The organism is Duganella sp. CY15W (genome assembly GCF_009857555.1).
Taxonomy (GTDB): domain Bacteria; phylum Pseudomonadota; class Gammaproteobacteria; order Burkholderiales; family Burkholderiaceae_D; genus Rugamonas; species Rugamonas sacchari.
This window is the reverse complement of sequence record NZ_WWCQ01000002.1, coordinates 538,960-555,485: the sequence shown is the minus strand read 5'-3', so window position 1 is coordinate 555,485 and position 16,526 is coordinate 538,960. Positions and strand designations below refer to the sequence as shown.

Here is a 16,526-nt window from a genome sequence, read left to right as displayed (position 1 = left end):
TGCAAGTGTAAATTTAATCCCGGTGGGAAACAGTTTGTTATACTTATGCTAGCGTAATTCAGCGCTCCAGCATCTTTTGGATGGGTATCCGTATGTTAAAGAAAGTCGACTCTTCTCAGCTGAAAGTGGGCATGTATATTCATGACCTGAGCTGCGACTGGATGACCCATCCGTTCGTGCGCAATCGTTTCCTGATCTCCAGCACCGACGAAATCCGCAAGATCATCAATGCCGGCATTCATGACGTGGTGATCGACAGTGCCAAAGGCCTGGATGTGGAGGACGCGCCGACGCTGGCGGAAGCCCAGGCCGCCACTGAGCGGGAAATCGTCGAAATCGTTGCCAAAGCGCCCGTGCAGACCCGTGTGTCGCTCGGCGAGGAAATGCAGCGCGCCGTCCAGATCCGTCATCAGGCTTCCACCCTGGTGCGCAGTGTGATGCAGGATGCCCGTCTCGGCAAGGCCATTGAGCTGGATCAGGTGCAGCCTGTGGTGCAGAACATCACCGAATCGATCTTGCGCAACCCGGGCGCACTGGTGGGTTTGCTGCGGATTAAGACCAAGGATGACTACACCTTCCTGCATTCAGTGAGTGTGTGCACGCTGCTGGTGGCGTTCTGCCGTTCGCGTAATATTCCGGCGGACATTACTCACCAGGCGGGGCTGGGCGGTCTGTTGCACGACACGGGCAAGGCGCTGGTGCCGGACAAGATCCTGAACAAGCCGGGGCCGCTGACCGATGAGGAATTCGCCATCATCAAGAAGCATCCGGAAGATGGCTACAACATCCTGAAGCAATCGCCGGAGATCGGCCCGATTCCGCTGGATATCACGCTGCATCACCACGAGCGGCGCGACGGCAGCGGCTATCCAAGCAAACAGGCCAATGACGAAATCAGCGAATTGGCGCAGATGGCAGCCATTGTCGACGTGTACGACGCGATTACCGCTGATCGCTGCTATCACAAGGGCATGTCGGCGGCGGCGGCGCTGCGCAAGATTTATGAGTGGAGCAAATTCCACTTCAACCCGCAGTACGCGCAGGAATTCATGCGTTGCGTGGGCATCTATCCGGTGGGCACCATGGTGTTGCTGGAGTCGGGACGCCTGGGTGTGGTGGTGGAGCCACACGAAACCAATTTGCTGGCGCCCAAGGTCAATGTATTTTTCAGCACCAAGAAGAACGTTTACATCAAACCGGAAACCGTCGATCTGTCGCGTGGACTGGGCTTTGGTGGCGGCGACAAGATTGTCGGCCACGAGTCGCCGGCGAAATGGAATGTCGATCCGATGCGCTTCCTGACGGTCGCAGCCTAGAAGAATTCAGCGGTATCGTTGGATTCGATGGTCTGCAGCAGGCCGCCGCTGACCAGTTCGTCGTAGTGGCACACCAGGTTGCGGCCATGGCTCTTGGCGTAGTACAGCGCCTGGTCGGCATGGCCCAGGATGATGACCGGCGCTTCTAGCGCGCTGATGCTGACAAAGCCCACACTCACGGTCACCTTGCCCACTTGCGGGAAGTCGTGCGCCGCCACGTTCATGCGGAAGCGTTCGATGATTTTCTTGGCATTGTCCAGCGTGGCTGAACGCAGCAGCACCACAAACTCTTCGCCGCCGAAACGGAACACGCGGTCCTGCGCGCGGAACGAGGAGGTGAGCAGGTTGGCAATCAAAATCAGCACCTCGTCGCCGTACAGGTGGCCGAAGCGGTCGTTGACATGCTTGAAGTGGTCGACATCGACCACGGCCAGCCATTGCTTTTCTTCGTCGGTATGGACGCGGCGCTCCTGCTCGCCGGGCAGCGTGACGGATTCCTGTTCGGTACTGGCGGCCAGCATCTTGGACAGCTGGTCGTCGAAAGTCTTGCGGTTGAGCAGGCCCGTCAGCGAATCGCGTTCGCTGTAGTCCAGCAGATTCTGGAAATTGCGGTAGACGCTGACGATGCCGCCAATGACGTGGATGGTTTCCTTGGTGTACGGCGTCGGATTGACGATTTCCAGGCAGGTATCGGCCTTGTCGCCCAGCCAGATCGGCAGCCACAAGGTGTGCTCGCCCGCTTCGTTGGCCACATCGGCGCCGGATTCGTGGCGGTCGATGCACTGGGCCAGCGCCGGATAAATGTCGATGGAATCGCCTGGGGAGTGCTGGTCGGAGGTATCGACCATGCGTGCCGGTTCACCGGAGGCGATGATGGCGCGCGGACGCACGAAGATCTTTCCTCGGACAGTGGCCAGCGTCAACACACGGACCTGATCGGCGCGGGCAAGCTCCTGCACCGCCGAAATCACCGAGATGTCGAGCATCGTGTGATCGCGGTGACCGGTCATGTCCACCATGTGTTTCAGTAAGGAGTCCATTTGCCTTTCCAAAGAACAGCTAAGCAGGATAATAGCTTTTTGCAATCGAGGCAATTCTTGTGTGCGAAAAAAAACTTCTATTACCGAAGAATGCGACCTTTTTCCGACATTCGCATGCACCCAGGTTCATCATAGACTAAAAAATTTTCCGTACGGAAAACTTGCGTGGCGTCAACTCTCGGCAAATTGCGATCCGTATAGTTAAACACAATGGCGCAATCAATGGAGCGCCAGAGACTTTATGGACCAACCAAAGGAGTACGACATGAACTCGCTTATTGCATTAGCGAAAGAGTTTGCGCGTGACGAGGATGGCATTACCGCCATCGAGTATGGCTTGATCGCGGCAACCATGGTGGCCGCCGTGGTGGCTGCCTTCGGCCTGCTGACGCCGGCGCTGAGCACCGCCTTCCAGGCGATTGCCAACAAGATCACGACGCCATAAACGTTGTGCGGGCTTTCCGGCAGCGGTGAGGCCGGAAAGCCCTTTTGGGAGACGGTGATGCTGAACGCCATCGAAGTCATTCTGATCTGTCTGGTTGCGCAAGCGGCGCTGACGGATCTGGCCATGCGCAAGATACCCAATGTGCTGATCCTGAGCGGCCTGCTGCTGGCGCTGATATTGCACCTGCTGAGCGGGCAGGCGGGAGCGCCCGTGTCGCAGTGGCTGGCCGGCGTGGTTGCCGGCTTTTTTTTATTCCTGCCGCTGTATCTGCTGCGCGGCATGGCGGCCGGCGATGTCAAGCTGATGGCCATGGTGGGAGGATTTACCGGGCCTTCGCAAGCGCTGCAGATTGCCGTGCTGTCTTATCTGACGGGCGGCGCGATCGCCTTGCTGATGCTGTTGTTGAGCGGACGCTGGCGCGACAGCGCGCGCAACCTGCGGCTGATCTGCACACCGCTCCTGCTGCGTCTGCTGGGCGTGCCGCTGTTGCCGGTGCCGCTGGCGCCCAAGGCCAGCGTGGGCGGCATCCCTTACGGCGTGGCAATCGCGCTGGGCACGCTGGGCGTGGTCGCCTGGCAGCATCATTGAGCCGCGCTTGCTGCGCGTCAATATCCACAAAGCATGGCTGGCTAAACTTGATTCCACGACGAAACAATTCCTCGCGGAGATAAAAATGCTAGCCCTGGAACCGCCATCCCCCTACACCCAATTGCTGGACGCCGAACCGGAAGCGGTGCTGCCGCCGCAACCGAAATCGGTGCGCGATTGCGGCCTGCAGCAGCAGCTGATCGTGGAATTGATCGCCAAGGTGCTGTACCTGGGCGGTAAAAGCCATCTGCCCGTGCTGACCACCAAGCTGCATTTGTCGATCAACGTGCTGCGCGAGGTGCTCGACTTTATGGTGGCCGAGCAGGTGGTGGAAGTGGCCTGGCGTGGCGAGTCCGATATCGATGTGCAGTATCAGTTGACCAGCGCCGGCAAGCAGCGCGCCAACGCGTGGCTTGAGCGCTGTCCGTATGCCGGGCCGGCGCCGGTGACGCTGGAAGCGTATCGCGCCGTGGTGGACCGCCAGGCCGCCCATGCGCCGTCGCTGTGCGCAGATGAACTGGCGGCCGAATTTGCCGACGACTTCCTCGCACCGGCAGTTCAGCGCATGCTGGGCGCGGCCATGTATGCGGGGCGCAGCATGTTGCTGTATGGGCCATCGGGCAGCGGCAAGTCGGTGTTGGCGCGGCTCCTGGGGGCGCTGTTGCAAGGACTGGTGGCGGTGCCGCATGCACTGGTAGTGGGCAAGGATATCGTGCAGGTATATGACCCAGCGATGCATCGCGCGCCCTTGCCGCGCCAGGTGCGCCAAGCACCGGAGCGGCGCAGCAGTGACCCGCGCTGGGTGTTGTGCCAGCGACCGGTGGTGGTGCTGGATGCGTCGCTGGACGCGGAGATGCTGGACTTGCAGCCGGATGCTGCCAGCGGCTGCTACCGCGCACCGCCGCAGCTGAAGGCCAACAACGGACTGTTGATTGTTGACGATCTGGGACGTCAGCGCATACCGGCTGCCGAATTGCTGAACCGCTTCGCGCAGGCGCAGGAAATGGAGCGTAGTGCGTTGTCGCTGGCGGGTGGTTATCACTTCCAGGTGCCGTGCCGTTTGCGGCTGGTGTTTGCCACCAGCGTGTCGCCGTCGCTGCTGCTGGACGATACGGCACTGCGGCGTGTGGGCTACAAGATTCCGGTGGGCGCGCTGTCTGCGGCGAATTACCGTACGCTGGTCCGCCATCAGTGTCTGAGCGCCGGCGTGGCTTACGAGGAGACGGGCATGACGTATCTGCTCGATGAACTGCATGCGGGCAGCGGGCTGGCGCTGCTGGCCTGTTATCCCGGCGAGATCGCTGGTCGCGTGGCCGACTTCGCGGGCTTTATGGGTGAACCGGCGCGGTTGTCGGTGGCCGCGCTGGACCAGGCCTGGATCAGCATGTTCGCTGGTGCGTCATCATGAAAAATCGCCGCGCACTCCTGATGATGGCGTTGGCCATCGTGTTCGGCCTGGCCGCAGTGTCGCTGGCTTCGCGCTGGCTGCTGCGCCAGACGCCCGGGTCATCCAGCAAAATTATCGTGGCGGCGGCGGACGTGAACCTCGGTCAGCGTCTGGCGCCGGAGATGCTCAAGCAGATCGACTGGCCGGCGGAGAGCCTGCCGCACGGCGCGCTGCGCGATGGCGGCAAGCTGGTGGGCCGCGTACTGAAAACCAGTGTGCTGCGTGATGAGCCATTGAGCGAAGCGAAGCTGGCGCCCGCAGGTACGCTGGGAGGGCTGTCGGCGCTGATTGCCGAAGGCAAGCGGGCAATCACGGTGCGCGTGAACGATGTGGTGGGCGTGGCCGGGTTTGCGCTGCCGGGGAATTTTGTCGACATCATCGTCAACACGCAATCCAATGAACGGGCCATTTCCAAGATCGTTCTTGAGCGGATTCTGGTACTGGCCGTGGCGCAGGAAGTGGGCCGCGATGAGACCAAGCCGCGCGTGGTCAATGCGGTGACGCTGGAGGTCACACCCACCCAGGCGGAGAACCTGGACCTGGCGCGCAGTGTCGGCACCTTGTCGCTGGTGCTGCGCAATCAGGTAGACCCGCAGCCTGGAACGACGGAGGGCGCCACCAAGGGGACCTTGCTCGGTGCGCGCGATGCGAGTGTCAGTGCCGCGGCTGATACGGCTGTGCCGCCGCCAGCGCCCAAGCCTCGTGTACAGGTGGCCGCTGCCGTGCCTGGGCCGCGCGCCTGCATAGGCGTGATCACCGGCGTGCAGCGCACGCAGGAATGCCTGTGAGCCGCCATGAACCTTTTCCGCCTTACAGCGCCATGGGCTGCGCTGACGTTGATCGGCCAGGCATGGGCGGCTACGCCAGCCGGCGAGAATGCCGGCCTGCGCTGCGCTGGCCAGGCTGCGCAGCCTGGGCATATGTCGCTACAGCTCGGGAAGTCGACGCTGATGCGTATGCCGGAAGCGGTGCAGGCGCGCAGTGTCGGCAATCCCGCCGTGCTGCAAGCCATGCTGGTGGCGCCGGATACGCTGTACGTGGTGGGTGTCGATATCGGCAGCAGCAATATGATTGTGCAGGGCCGCAGTGGTTTGTGCAACGTGGTGGAGGTGGTGGTCGGCATTGATCCAGGCGCTTTGCAGCAGGCGTTGGCGGCTCTGCTGCCGGATCAGAAAGACATCCAGGTCAGTGCCGCCGGCGATACGCTGGTCATCAGCGGCACGGTAGATGATGCGCCTACTGCGGCGCGGGTGCTGGAGCTGGCAGCTGCTTTTGTACGCCGTCCCGCGCAGCCACTGGATGCGAAGAACCCGGCGCCCACATCTTCAGTCACATCGTCCAATGCGCGCATCGTCAACTTCCTCAACATCGGCGCGCCGCAGCAGGTGATGCTGGAAGTGAAAATCGCCGAAGTCTCGAAGTCCCTGCTGGAAAAGCTGGAGGCCAATACGGCGCTCAGCTTTGGCGGCGGCAGCTGGGCCGGTGCCTTGTCTGCCAATTTTGTCACCGGGACGCTCAAAAGCCTGCTCAACATCGGCCGTCCCACAGCAAATCACAGCAGCATCGCAGCTGATAAAGAGGATGCGCTGGTGCGCGTTCTGGCGGAACCCACGGTCATGGCGATCAGTGGACAGGAGGGCAGCTTTCTTGCCGGTGGCCGCATTTTTGTCCCCGTCGCACAGGACAACAACAAGGTCACTCTGGAAGAAAAGGAATTCGGCGTCGGTCTGCGGTTTACGCCCACGGTATTGGCGGGCGGCCGCATCAACCTGCGCGTGGCGCCGGAAGTCTCGGAGATTTCACGTGAAGGCATAGGCATCTCGGCGGCAGGCTTTTCCAACAACGCCGTGCTGCCGCTGATTACCACGCGCCGCGCTTCCACCACCGTGGAATTGTTTGATGGCCAAAGCTTCGCCATCGGTGGCCTGATTAAGAACAGCCAGACCACCAGCATCAACGGCTTGCCCATTCTCGGCGAAGTGCCGGTACTTGGCGCGCTGTTCCGCAGCACCGACTTCCAGCAGGATCGCACCGAATTGCTGTTTGTCGTGACTCCGCATCTGGTACGGCCGCTGACGGCAGGCTACAAGCTGCCGACCGACAGCGTGACGACGCCAGGCCGCGCCAGTCTGTTCCTTGGTGGCCGTCTTGAAGGACCGCCGCCGGAACAGGGGCCAGACCGCAAATAACCAGGGAACGACTATGCGCAATCTCCTGATACTGCTGGCGGCAGTAACACTGTCCGCCTGCGCTTCACTCCAGGTCCAGACCACGCCGCAATGGGATAGCCATTTTGGCGCCGATGTGCGCGCCACGCTGGCGCAGCAGATTCTGTATCCCGCAGCGGGCAGCAACAGCGATCCAGCTGCCGGCATGGACGGCCGCAGCGCGCGCGCGGCCTATGAGCGCTATCTTAAAAATGCAGGCGAGCCGGCGGCACAAGCCCCGGTCCTGAATGGCGGTGCCAAATGAAAGCACTGATGATCAGCAAGGACAGCCTGCTGCACGCGGAGATCGCCGCGCAAGGCTCGGCGCGCATGCCGGTGTTGCAGCTGGTCGCATCGCGCAATGGCTTGCGTGATGCGGTTGAACGCCAGCTGCCGGAGCCGCCGGAACTGGTCATCCTGGATGCCAGTGATACCGATGCGGAGGAGGGCGAGCTGGTGGAGCGCCTCAGCAAACAATATCTATCGGCCTCCTTCATGCTGCTCACCCGCGATCCGCAACAGGATTTGCTGATACGCGCCATGCGCGCCGGCATGCGCGAAGTGATGCAGCTGCCGCTGGAACACCGCGCCTTCCATGACGCCATGGACCGTATCGAAATCGCCGCTGGCATCAGTCCTGTACGTGAAGGCAAGGTACTGGCTTTCATTTCCTGCAAAGGCGGCAGCGGGGCGACTTTTTTGTCGACCAACTTTGGTTACGCGCTGGCGGCGCTGGCCGACAAGAAGGTGCTGCTGATCGACCTGCATGGCCAGTTCGGCGACGCCACGCTGTATGTCTCCGACCAGAAGCCTGCCATGACGCTGTCCGATATCTGCGCGCAGATCAGCCGCATGGACGGCGCTTTCCTTGATTCCTGCCTGGTGCATGTGGCATCCAACTTCGGCGTGCTGGCGGCGGCGGACGATCCTCACCAGACGGTCGCGATGAAGCCTGAGCATATGGACGACATTCTGCGCGTGGCGCGTCAGCACTATGACTTTGTGGTGCTGGATGTCGGCCGCCAGATCGATGCCATCTCGCTGCGTGCGCTGGATCAGGCGGACACCATCTATCCCGTGCTGCAACTGGCGCTGCCGGATATCCGCGATGGCCGGCGGCTGCTGGATATCTTCCGCTCACTGGGCTATCCCAACGAGCGCACGCGCCTGATCGTCAATCGCTATGAGAAGGGCGGCAAGTTGCGCCTGATGGATCTGGAGCAGGCGCTGGGCGCCGATGTGGTGCACACCGTACCAAACGACTATCTGTCGGCGACGGACTCGGTCAACCAGGGCATACCGGTGCTGCAGCTGTCGCGCAGCAGCGCCGTTGCGCGCAGCCTGGCGGAGCTGGTAGACCTGGTCGCTGCGCGCCGTGTACTGGAAAGCAAAGGTCTGTTTGACCGTATCTTTGGCCGCAATGAGGGAGGATGAGATGAGCTTACGCGAACGCCTGTCGCATGCAGATGATGGCCGTAACAGTGGCTCGCCGGGATTGGCTGCTGCGGCGTATCAGGAACTGAAGAAGTCCATGCATCAAACGATTTTGGATCGCATCGATTTGGAACGCCTGAAGCGGCTGACGCCGGAGCAGTTCAAGCACGAGCTGGCGCTGCTGGTCCAGCGCATCATCGAGGAAGAGCGCATCGTGCTGAATCAGCACGAACGGCACAATCTGGTGCTGGATATCCAGCACGAGATGCTGGGCTTCGGGCCGCTGGAGCCGTTGCTGTCCGATCCAGGCGTGTCGGACATTCTGGTGAATACGGCCAGTAAAGTCTATGTCGAGCGCGCGGGCAAGCTGGAACTGACGGAGGTTGCTTTCAACGATAACGCCCACCTCATGAAGATCATCGAGAAGATCGTTTCCCGCGTGGGGCGGCGTGTGGACGAATCCAGTCCGATGGTGGATGCGCGCTTGCCGGATGGCTCACGTGTGAACGCCATCATCCCGCCGCTGGCGATTGATGGTCCGATCCTGTCGATCCGGCGTTTTGCCGTCAACCCACTGAGCATCGCCAACCTGCTGGACTACCGCAGCCTGACGCCACCGATGGTGCAGGTGCTGCAGGCGCTGGGCCAGGCCAAGGTCAACATTCTGATTTCCGGCGGCACCGGATCCGGCAAGACCACCATGCTGAATGTACTGTCGGGCTTTGTGCCCGCGCACGAACGCATCGTGACGATTGAGGATGCGGCTGAACTTCAACTGCGCCAGCCGCATGTAGTTCGTCTGGAGACGCGCCCGCCCAATATCGAAGGCAAGGGTGAAGTGAACCAGCGTTCGCTGGTGCGGAATGCGCTGCGGATGCGGCCGGACCGCATCATCCTGGGCGAAGTGCGCGGGCCGGAAGCGCTGGACATGCTGCAGGCGATGAACACCGGTCACGAAGGCTCGCTGGCCACCATACACTCGAACACACCCCGCGATGCGTTGACGCGGCTGGAAAACATGGTTGGCATGGCGGGCGTGAACCTGACGCCGCGCGCAACGCGCCAGCAGATCTGTTCTGCGGTGACGGTGGTGATGCAGGTGTCGCGCCTTACCGACGGCACGCGCAAGCTGGTCAGCCTGCAGGAGGTCACTGGCATGGAGGGCGAGGTGATTGCGATGCATGAGATATTCCGCTTCGAGCAGAAAGGTGTGGATGCCCATGGCGCGGTGCAGGGCCGCTTCTATGCGACTGGCGTCCGGCCGCGTTTTGCCGAGCGGCTGCGCATGTTTGGCGTGCCGGTGCCGGATGCGGTATTCGATCCCGACAAAATCTACGAGTGACCATCATGGATACCGTGTTTGCCATGTTCGCGGTGCTGCTGTTTGCGGCGGTCATCCTGATGATAGAGGGCGCGTGGCTGTGGTGGTCCGGGGTGCATGGCAGTGCCGCGCGGCGTATCGCCAAACGTCTGCGGCTGATGTCGGCCAGCGGCGATGGCAATGGCGAGCGCGTGGATATCCTGAAACGCCGCACCTACAGCCGGCAACCCGCCCTGGACAAGCTGCTGCGCCGCGTCGCCAGGCTGGCGTTGCTGGACCGCTTGCTGATGCAGGCGGGTGTGCGCTGGTCGGTGGCACAGTTTCTTGGCTGTTCGGTGTCGGCCGCCGCCGTGGCGCTCGTGCTGGTGCAGATACTGCAAATGCCATTTGCGCCGGCCGCTGGCGGGCTGGCCTTTTCCGTGAGCCTGCCCTGGCTGGCATTGATGAGGACACGCAGTGCGCGATTGCGTAAGCTCGAGGAGCAGTTGCCGGAAGCTGCGGATTTCCTTGGCCGCGCACTGCGTGCCGGGCACTCCTTCGCCAATGTGATGCAGATGGTGGGCGAGGAGATGCCTGATCCTATCGCTGGCGAATTCAAATTCGCCTATGAGGAAATCAACTATGGCGTGCCAATGAATGAGGCTTTGCACAACCTGGCATTGCGCGTGCCGCTGACGGACTTGCGCTATCTGGTGATCGCCGTGCTGATACAGCGCGAGTCCGGCGGCAATCTGGCGGAAGTGTTCAGCAATATCAGCCGTCTGATACGGGCGCGTTTGAAGCTGCTGTCGCAGGTCAGGGTGATGTCTGCCGAAGGCCGCATGTCTGCCTGGGTATTGGGACTGCTGCCGGCCGGCGTGATGGCGCTGATGGTGTTATCCAATCCGGCCTATGTGCGCGTGCTGTGGACAGATCCCATCGGTGTGCAGCTGGTCTGGTACGCGCTGATCGTCGCTGCTTGCGGCGTGCTGTGGATGCGCAAGCTGATACGCATACGTGTGTGAAGGAGAGGAGCATGGGCGCGACGCAAATTGCATTCCTGGCGGTGGTGTTTGTGGTGGCAGCCGGTATCGCGGTAGCGGCACTGCTGGTGCTTTCTCCGGTGGCGTTGCGCGACCGGTTGAATGATGTGGTGGAGCCGACCGAATCCGAGCCAGAGCCGCTGGCGGGTGGCTGGGTGGAAAAGGTGGCGCAGGCAGCGCAGCCGTTTTCACGCCTGTCCGTGCCGGAAGAGGGGTGGGAGCGTTCACCCTTGCGGACGCGCTTCATGAACGCCGGATGGCGCAGCGCTTCTGCGCCGTCGTTGTATTTTGCCGCGAAGACGCTGCTGTCGCTTGGCCTTCCTGCTATCGCGGCCATGTGCGGCGCGTTTTCAGTCAACGGCGCGCTGTATTTGCTGCTGCTGATCGCAGCGATTGGCTACTACTTGCCCAATGCCGTGTTGTCACACAAGGCCGCAGCGCGTTGCCGCGAGATTTTTGAGACGTTCCCCGATGCGCTGGATCTGCTGACGGTCTGCGTGGAAGCGGGCCTGAGCCTCGAGCGTGCGCTAACCAAGGTGGCGGGTGAAATTCACATCAAAAGCATGGCACTGGCGCAGGAACTGCAATTGGCGTTGATGGAGATGCGGGCCGGCTTCACCAAGGAACGCGCCTTGCGCAATCTGGCGTTGCGCAGCGGCGTGGAAGATGTCGATACCTTGGTGGCCATGCTGATCCAGTCCGAACGCTTCGGCACCAGCATGGGAGATTCGCTGCGCGTCCATTCCGATAATCTGCGCAGCAAGCGTAGCGTGCTGGCCGAAGAGGCGGCCGCCAAGATCGCGCTCAAGCTGCTGTTCCCGCTGATCTTCTGCATTTTCCCTACGCTGATGCTGGTGCTGATTGGCCCGGCAGGGATACAGATTTACCGGATGATGCAGCTTAATCACTAGGAGCCATGATGAAGAACGCAATCGTCACCGGTGCTGGACTGTTTTTGATGGCCTGCGCTGTCACTCCGCCGCAGGACCATGTCACGCCGCTGGAACAAGCCTGTTTGCGTGATCCGCTCGACGCGTCCAGGTGGGAGCAGCTGGCCACAGCGCTGGCCGCTGAAGGCGAGCCTGAACGTGCACGCGCCATGCATCACCAGGCGTCGTCGTTGCGCCAGCATGATGTGCAACAGGATTACGAAACGCTGAAGCTCGCGCGCACCGAAGTGCGGCAGCTCGGTCCCGCGCTGGTGGCGGTGGTACGCACCGATGCCGACACGGTACGGCTCGAGATCAGCAATGGCAATGGTATCGCTGGCGCGGCAGCACGCCTGGCCCGTCAGCTCAGGGTGGATGGTTTGCAGACAGTGCGCCTGACGAATGTAAAGCCGTTCAATGTGCCGCAAAGCCGTATCGAGTATCAGAATGCGCAGAAGACGATGGCGCTGGCATTGGCGCAGCGCCTGCATCTGCCGCTGTATCAACGCACGGCGGGCAACGCCTACGCCGACATGCGTATCGTGCTGGGTCACGACATCCACTATCTCAAATAAAAAAACCGTCCGAAAGGAGTGGCCTCCTTTGGGACGGTAAAAACACACCCATGTGTTTACGATAGCCCGGCCACGCAGGCCGGAGCGTTCCTTACTGCCAGCTCACGTTGCCCATGCCGCGTGCGCTGGCGTTACGATTGGCTGGGTTACCAAATACCTTGGCCGAACCCATGCCCGTTAATTTCAGATTGGCGTTAGTCCTGGCGTACACCTGTGCACTACCCAGACCGCTCATGTTGACGTCGATGCTATCGGCGCGCAGCTGCTGCGCATCCAGACTACCAACGCCGCCAAGGCTCGCCTTCAATTGTTTGGTCTGGCCGCTCATTTCGATGTGGCCAGCACCACTCAAGGACAGATCGACGCTGTCGCTGTTGCCGCCGTTGACGGTCATGCCGCCTACGCCGCCAAGGCGCACGTCCATATTCCGATATTGCGCATCGACTTTGACGGAGCCTGCACCGTCCAGTGACAGGCGCAGATTGTCGCCGTTAAAGCCGCTTACTTCAGTCGCGCCGACGCCGGACGAAGTCAGCATGCGCAGATTAGGTAGCGTGAGTTCGGCGCGCAGTTCACGCTTGTTACCGAAGTTAAAAGAGTTCATCTTCTGGGTGCCGATGTGCAGCTTGTCGCCGCTCTGTTCGACCACCACTTTTTTCAGTGCTTCCGGTTCGCCGTAGATGGTCAGCGCTGCCGTGCTACCTTGTTTCACCTTCAGGCTGATGACGCCATCGAGTTCGATATTGACGGCGCGGGCATCAATGCTGCGGCTCTCGCTGGTAGCGTCGGCAGCCAGCGCGGTGTGCGCTCCGCTGCCCAGTACCGCTGCCAGCATCGCAGCCTTCATCAATTTTTTCATCATGCGCTCCGTCGACGTTGAGTGAATTACAGCGCAGCTTTTTCAGTAGCGGTCAGGCGTTTTGCGGTGACCGTCACGGTCTGCATGGCCGATGCTTCTGCTTTCACTGCGATCACTGGCGTGCTGACTGCGGCGGTGGCGAAGGAAGTAGCGCTGGCGATGACGATAGCTGCTACGAAGATGGCTTCCATGTTTTTTGCGATGTTCATTTTGAGCTCCTTGTGGGTGGTTAGTTCGTTGCGTTGAGTGAACTATAGACAAGGGCTACCCGTCCATCCATGGGGATGTGACGAACTGCAAAAAAAGGGGGGCAGAATGCGTTTTAAGGGTGCGAAGCGGCGCCGCACAGCAGCTGTTCGTTGGCGGCGTACAGCTGCGACAGCCAGACGGACACGGTTTTAAAGCGGGCGATTGAGCCAGCGTCCCGATGGCTGAGCAGCCAGATATCGCGCTGGACTTCGACATTGGCGCCAATGCGCTGCAGGCCTTCCTGCGTGCCCATGATGCAGGGCAGGAGCGCCATGCCCACGCCAGCACGGCAGGCGCGCACCATGGTGCTGAGGCTATTCACGCGCAGGACTTTGCGCGGCTGCGGTTCCATCGCCGCCAGCCATTGCATCTCCGCAGTGTTGGCTAGCGTGTCGTCATAGGCGATCCACGGTTGCGTACCCCAGCAGGCGCGCGGCGTGTCGGCGAACCTGGCGTGTCCATAGACCGCAAAACCCAGGTCGCCCAGCTTGCGCATCACCAGCGCTGCGTCTTCGCTGGGTTTGCCCAGGCGCAGGGCGAAGTCGGCCTCGCGGCGGGTGAAGGAGAGGTTTTGATTTTCCGCCTGCAGCGTCAGTTGCAGGTGAGGGTGCTGCGCGTGCAGGGCAGGGACATGCTCCAGCAGCCAGTAATCGAACAGGAAATCGATGGAGGTGATGTTGACCGCCCCCAGTACCGCATCCGCCTCCTGCGACGAGGCCTGCAACATGCTTTGCACATTGCCATAGACCGCTTCGCCGTGCTCGACAAAGACCTGGCCGGCATCGGTGAGCTGGTAGCCGGTGTTATCGCGGATGAACAAGCGCAGCTTGAGCGCCTTCTCGGCGGCGGCAATGCGGCGGCTGATGGTGGAGGCGTCGACGCCCAGCTGGCGGCCGGTAGCGCTCATGCTGCCGCTGCGGGCCAGCGCGAGAATCAGCGGGATGTCATTCCAGTCGAAGTCGTTACTCATTGCCATGGTGGGGTCTGCATTTTTGCAAAGTGGCCTTGCAGTGTTGTCTGTTCCGCAAACGTTTGGCGCGGCCTAAGATGCACTTCATCGCTGCTGCAGAACGAAACGACTGTAGCACAACACTAAATGTCTATACATCGCCTATAAGGAAGAAGATCATGAACGCAAGCACCATCACCACCCGCGACGGCGTCGAAATCTACTACAAGGACTGGGGACCACGTGACGGCCAGCCAGTCATTCTGAGCCACGGCTGGCCGCTGAGCTCGGACAGCTGGGAATCGGCAGCCTTCTTCCTGGCCAATAACGGCTTCCGCGTGATTACCCATGACCGCCGTGGTCATGGCCGCTCGAGCCAGCCTTGGGACGGCAACGATATGGACCACTACGCCGACGATCTGGCGCAGCTGATTGAGGCGCTGGACCTGAAGAACATCATCCTGGCCGGTTTCTCGACTGGCGGCGGCGAGGTGGCACGCTACGTCGGCCGCCACGGCACCAAACGCATCGCCAAACTGGGCCTGATCTCAGCCGTGCCGCCGCTGATGCTGAAAACGGCCGATAATCCGGACGGCCTGCCACTCGAGGTGTTTGATGGTATTCGCCAGGGCCAGATCAATGACCGCGGCCAGCTGTATCTGGATATTGCGTCCGGCCCGTTCTACAACTACAACCGTCCAGGCGCCAAGCCATCGCAGGGCGTCATTCAGGCCTGGTATGCCCAAGGCATGCAAGGCGGCTTCAAAAACACTTACGACTCGATCAAGGCCTTCTCAGAAACTGACTTCCGCGACGACCTGAAAAAGTTCGACAAGCCGACCCTCATCATCCACGGCGATGATGACCAGATCGTGCCGATCAAGGCCGCCGGGATTGCCTCGGCCAAGATCGTCAAAGACGCCAAGCTGATCATCTATCCCGGTGCGCCACATGGTCTGACCGACACACACAAAGAGAAGTTCAACAACGATTTCCTGGCCTTTGCCAAATCCTGATTCACCGGGCCGCCTCGGGCGGCCCATAAAAATATTTAAAAATTGCTTGCTATTAAATAGTGTGCGATATATATTCATCACGTGCAGCACGCAATTTAATCGCTAACTACTAAATTTGGAGCCTATCATGAGCAAAGAAATCAGCCTGTCCCGTCGTTCCGCACTGTTCAATAGCGTTGGTGCTGCCGCCGCAGCCGTCGCCGTACCGCTGGCCGCCTTGGGTGGCAGCGCCCAGGCTGCGCCAACTGCCGCAGGCAAGGGCGTGGTCAGCAAAACCGCCAGCACCATCACCACCCGTGACGGCGTCGAGATCTATTACAAAGACTGGGGTCCACGCAATGGCCAGCCTGTGATCCTGAGCCACGGCTGGCCGCTGAGCTCGGACAGCTGGGAATCGGCAGCCTTCTTCCTGGCCAATAACGGCTTCCGCGTGATTACCCATGACCGCCGTGGTCACGGCCGTTCCAGCCAGCCTTGGGAGGGCAACGATATGGACCACTACGCCGACGATCTGGCGCAGTTGATTGAGGTGCTGGACCTGAAAAACATCATCCTGGCCGGTTTCTCGACTGGCGGCGGCGAGGTGGCACGCTACGTCGGCCGCCACGGCACCAAGCGTATCGCCAAACTGGGCCTGATCTCCGCTGTGCCGCCGTTGATGCTGAAAACTGCCGATAACCCGGATGGCCTGCCACTCGAAGTGTTTGATGGTATCCGTCAAGGCCAGATCAATGACCGCGGCCAGCTGTATCTGGATATTGCGTCCGGCCCGTTCTACAACTACAACCGACCAGGCGCCAAGCCATCGCAGGGCATCATCCAGGCCTGGTATGCCCAAGGTATGCAAGGCGGCTTCAAAAACACCTACGACTCGATCAAAGCCTTCTCGGAAACCGACTTCCGCGACGACCTGAAAAAGTTCGACAAGCCGACCCTCATCATCCACGGCGACGATGACCAGATCGTGCCGATCAAGGCCGCCGGCATTGCCTCGGCCAAAATCGTGAAAGGCGCAAAGCTGATCGTCTACCCAGGTGCGCCCCACGGTCTGACCGACACGCACAAAGAGAAGTTCAACAATGATTTCCTGGCGTTCGCCAAATCGTAATCGCCAGGGCCGCCTGCGGGC

Annotated in this window: 18 protein-coding genes; 14 read left to right on the top strand and 4 right to left on the bottom strand. The window is 60.9% G+C overall.

The genetic code is table 11. The annotated features are described in order from the left end of the window. Nucleotides 1–92 precede the first annotated feature (92 nt). The gene (locus tag GTP58_RS12050) at nt 93–1,316 is read left to right on the top strand and encodes an HD-GYP domain-containing protein (RefSeq protein ID WP_072788059.1); all 1,224 of its coding nucleotides are present in this window, start codon (nt 93–95) and stop codon (nt 1,314–1,316) included. Here the strand turns inward: GTP58_RS12050 and GTP58_RS12045 are convergent. After that, the gene (locus GTP58_RS12045) at nt 1,313–2,356 is read right to left on the bottom strand and encodes a GGDEF domain-containing protein (RefSeq protein WP_072788061.1); all 1,044 of its coding nucleotides are present in this window, start codon (nt 2,354–2,356) and stop codon (nt 1,313–1,315) included. The two genes, GTP58_RS12050 and GTP58_RS12045, sit on opposite strands and share 4 nt — an antisense overlap. 265 nt (nt 2,357–2,621) lie before the next feature. On the opposite strand from GTP58_RS12045, the gene GTP58_RS12040 reads away from it, so the two are divergent. The 11 genes from GTP58_RS12040 to GTP58_RS11990 all read left to right on the top strand — a co-directional run bounded on the left by GTP58_RS12040 (nt 2,622) and on the right by GTP58_RS11990 (nt 12,324). After that, nucleotides 2,622–2,801: a Flp family type IVb pilin gene (locus tag GTP58_RS12040; protein ID WP_072788064.1), complete on the top strand. Its 180-nt coding sequence runs from the start codon at nt 2,622–2,624 to the stop codon at nt 2,799–2,801. A gap of 57 nt (nt 2,802–2,858) precedes the next feature. Beyond that, nucleotides 2,859–3,389: a prepilin peptidase gene (locus tag GTP58_RS12035; protein ID WP_072788067.1), complete on the top strand. Its 531-nt coding sequence runs from the start codon at nt 2,859–2,861 to the stop codon at nt 3,387–3,389. Nucleotides 3,390–3,474: 85 nt separating this feature from the next. Next, nucleotides 3,475–4,797 (top strand): ATP-binding protein, encoded by a 1,323-nt coding sequence (locus GTP58_RS12030; RefSeq protein WP_161077676.1) that lies wholly within the window; start codon nt 3,475–3,477, stop codon nt 4,795–4,797. Continuing rightward, a complete protein-coding gene (gene cpaB / locus GTP58_RS12025; protein WP_161077675.1) occupies nt 4,794–5,624 on the top strand; it encodes a Flp pilus assembly protein CpaB in 831 nt (276 codons plus the stop codon). The genes GTP58_RS12030 and cpaB overlap by 4 nt, the downstream gene beginning before the upstream one ends. 6 nt (nt 5,625–5,630) lie before the next feature. Next, nucleotides 5,631–7,025: a type II and III secretion system protein family protein gene (locus GTP58_RS12020; RefSeq protein ID WP_161077674.1), complete on the top strand. Its 1,395-nt coding sequence runs from the start codon at nt 5,631–5,633 to the stop codon at nt 7,023–7,025. A 13-nt stretch (nt 7,026–7,038) separates the two neighbouring features. After that, the gene (locus GTP58_RS12015; RefSeq protein WP_161077673.1) at nt 7,039–7,308 is read left to right on the top strand and encodes a hypothetical protein; all 270 of its coding nucleotides are present in this window, start codon (nt 7,039–7,041) and stop codon (nt 7,306–7,308) included. Then, nucleotides 7,305–8,477 carry a CpaE family protein gene (locus tag GTP58_RS12010; protein ID WP_072788076.1) on the top strand — a complete coding sequence of 391 codons (1,173 nt, stop codon included), beginning with the start codon at nt 7,305–7,307 and terminating at the stop codon, nt 8,475–8,477. The genes GTP58_RS12015 and GTP58_RS12010 overlap by 4 nt, the downstream gene beginning before the upstream one ends. Before the next feature lies 1 nt (nt 8,478). Then, nucleotides 8,479–9,819 (top strand): CpaF family protein, encoded by a 1,341-nt coding sequence (locus tag GTP58_RS12005; protein WP_161077672.1) that lies wholly within the window; start codon nt 8,479–8,481, stop codon nt 9,817–9,819. A 5-nt stretch (nt 9,820–9,824) separates the two neighbouring features. After that, the gene (locus GTP58_RS12000) at nt 9,825–10,802 is read left to right on the top strand and encodes a type II secretion system F family protein (protein ID WP_161077671.1); all 978 of its coding nucleotides are present in this window, start codon (nt 9,825–9,827) and stop codon (nt 10,800–10,802) included. 11 nt (nt 10,803–10,813) lie between these two features. Next, nucleotides 10,814–11,731 (top strand): type II secretion system F family protein, encoded by a 918-nt coding sequence (locus tag GTP58_RS11995; protein WP_161077670.1) that lies wholly within the window; start codon nt 10,814–10,816, stop codon nt 11,729–11,731. A 5-nt stretch (nt 11,732–11,736) separates the two neighbouring features. Next, entirely contained in the window at nt 11,737–12,324 is a 588-nt protein-coding gene (locus tag GTP58_RS11990) for a LytR C-terminal domain-containing protein (protein ID WP_161077669.1), read from the top strand. Between the two features lie 91 nt (nt 12,325–12,415). Here GTP58_RS11990 and GTP58_RS11985 read toward each other — a convergent pair whose 3' ends face one another. From GTP58_RS11985 to GTP58_RS11975, 3 genes are all read right to left on the bottom strand, one after another. Beyond that, the gene (locus GTP58_RS11985) at nt 12,416–13,186 is read right to left on the bottom strand and encodes a head GIN domain-containing protein (RefSeq protein ID WP_229215545.1); all 771 of its coding nucleotides are present in this window, start codon (nt 13,184–13,186) and stop codon (nt 12,416–12,418) included. A 23-nt stretch (nt 13,187–13,209) separates the two neighbouring features. Further along, nucleotides 13,210–13,392 carry a hypothetical protein gene (locus GTP58_RS11980; RefSeq protein WP_161077668.1) on the bottom strand — a complete coding sequence of 61 codons (183 nt, stop codon included), beginning with the start codon at nt 13,390–13,392 and terminating at the stop codon, nt 13,210–13,212. Nucleotides 13,393–13,505: 113 nt separating this feature from the next. Further along, nucleotides 13,506–14,408 (bottom strand): LysR family transcriptional regulator, encoded by a 903-nt coding sequence (locus tag GTP58_RS11975; RefSeq protein ID WP_161077667.1) that lies wholly within the window; start codon nt 14,406–14,408, stop codon nt 13,506–13,508. 152 nt (nt 14,409–14,560) lie between these two features. On the opposite strand from GTP58_RS11975, the gene GTP58_RS11970 reads away from it, so the two are divergent. Next, entirely contained in the window at nt 14,561–15,397 is an 837-nt protein-coding gene (locus tag GTP58_RS11970) for an alpha/beta fold hydrolase (RefSeq protein ID WP_161077666.1), read from the top strand. Between the two features lie 127 nt (nt 15,398–15,524). Further along, nucleotides 15,525–16,505: an alpha/beta fold hydrolase gene (locus tag GTP58_RS11965; RefSeq protein ID WP_161077665.1), complete on the top strand. Its 981-nt coding sequence runs from the start codon at nt 15,525–15,527 to the stop codon at nt 16,503–16,505. Nucleotides 16,506–16,526 lie beyond the last annotated feature (21 nt).

Excerpts from the sequence above, each read along its gene's own strand:
- GTP58_RS11995 (WP_161077670.1), top strand. The coding sequence starts at position 10,814 with ATGGGCGCGACGCAAATTGCATTCCTGGCGGTGGTGTTTGTGGTGGCA.
- GTP58_RS12010 (WP_072788076.1), top strand. The coding sequence starts at position 7,305 with ATGAAAGCACTGATGATCAGCAAGGACAGCCTGCTGCACGCGGAGATC.
- GTP58_RS12045 (WP_072788061.1), bottom strand. The coding sequence starts at position 2,356 with ATGGACTCCTTACTGAAACACATGGTGGACATGACCGGTCACCGCGAT.
- GTP58_RS11985 (WP_229215545.1), bottom strand. The coding sequence starts at position 13,186 with ATGATGAAAAAATTGATGAAGGCTGCGATGCTGGCAGCGGTACTGGGC.
- GTP58_RS11980 (WP_161077668.1), bottom strand. The coding sequence starts at position 13,392 with ATGAACATCGCAAAAAACATGGAAGCCATCTTCGTAGCAGCTATCGTC.
- GTP58_RS11965 (WP_161077665.1), top strand. The coding sequence starts at position 15,525 with ATGAGCAAAGAAATCAGCCTGTCCCGTCGTTCCGCACTGTTCAATAGC.
- GTP58_RS12030 (WP_161077676.1), top strand. The coding sequence starts at position 3,475 with ATGCTAGCCCTGGAACCGCCATCCCCCTACACCCAATTGCTGGACGCC.
- GTP58_RS12040 (WP_072788064.1), top strand. The coding sequence starts at position 2,622 with ATGAACTCGCTTATTGCATTAGCGAAAGAGTTTGCGCGTGACGAGGAT.
- GTP58_RS12035 (WP_072788067.1), top strand. The coding sequence starts at position 2,859 with ATGCTGAACGCCATCGAAGTCATTCTGATCTGTCTGGTTGCGCAAGCG.
- GTP58_RS12005 (WP_161077672.1), top strand. The coding sequence starts at position 8,479 with ATGAGCTTACGCGAACGCCTGTCGCATGCAGATGATGGCCGTAACAGT.
- cpaB (WP_161077675.1), top strand. The coding sequence starts at position 4,794 with ATGAAAAATCGCCGCGCACTCCTGATGATGGCGTTGGCCATCGTGTTC.
- GTP58_RS12015 (WP_161077673.1), top strand. The coding sequence starts at position 7,039 with ATGCGCAATCTCCTGATACTGCTGGCGGCAGTAACACTGTCCGCCTGC.
- GTP58_RS12050 (WP_072788059.1), top strand. The coding sequence starts at position 93 with ATGTTAAAGAAAGTCGACTCTTCTCAGCTGAAAGTGGGCATGTATATT.
- GTP58_RS12020 (WP_161077674.1), top strand. The coding sequence starts at position 5,631 with ATGAACCTTTTCCGCCTTACAGCGCCATGGGCTGCGCTGACGTTGATC.
- GTP58_RS11990 (WP_161077669.1), top strand. The coding sequence starts at position 11,737 with ATGATGAAGAACGCAATCGTCACCGGTGCTGGACTGTTTTTGATGGCC.
- GTP58_RS11970 (WP_161077666.1), top strand. The coding sequence starts at position 14,561 with ATGAACGCAAGCACCATCACCACCCGCGACGGCGTCGAAATCTACTAC.
- GTP58_RS12000 (WP_161077671.1), top strand. The coding sequence starts at position 9,825 with ATGGATACCGTGTTTGCCATGTTCGCGGTGCTGCTGTTTGCGGCGGTC.
- GTP58_RS11975 (WP_161077667.1), bottom strand. The coding sequence starts at position 14,408 with ATGGCAATGAGTAACGACTTCGACTGGAATGACATCCCGCTGATTCTC.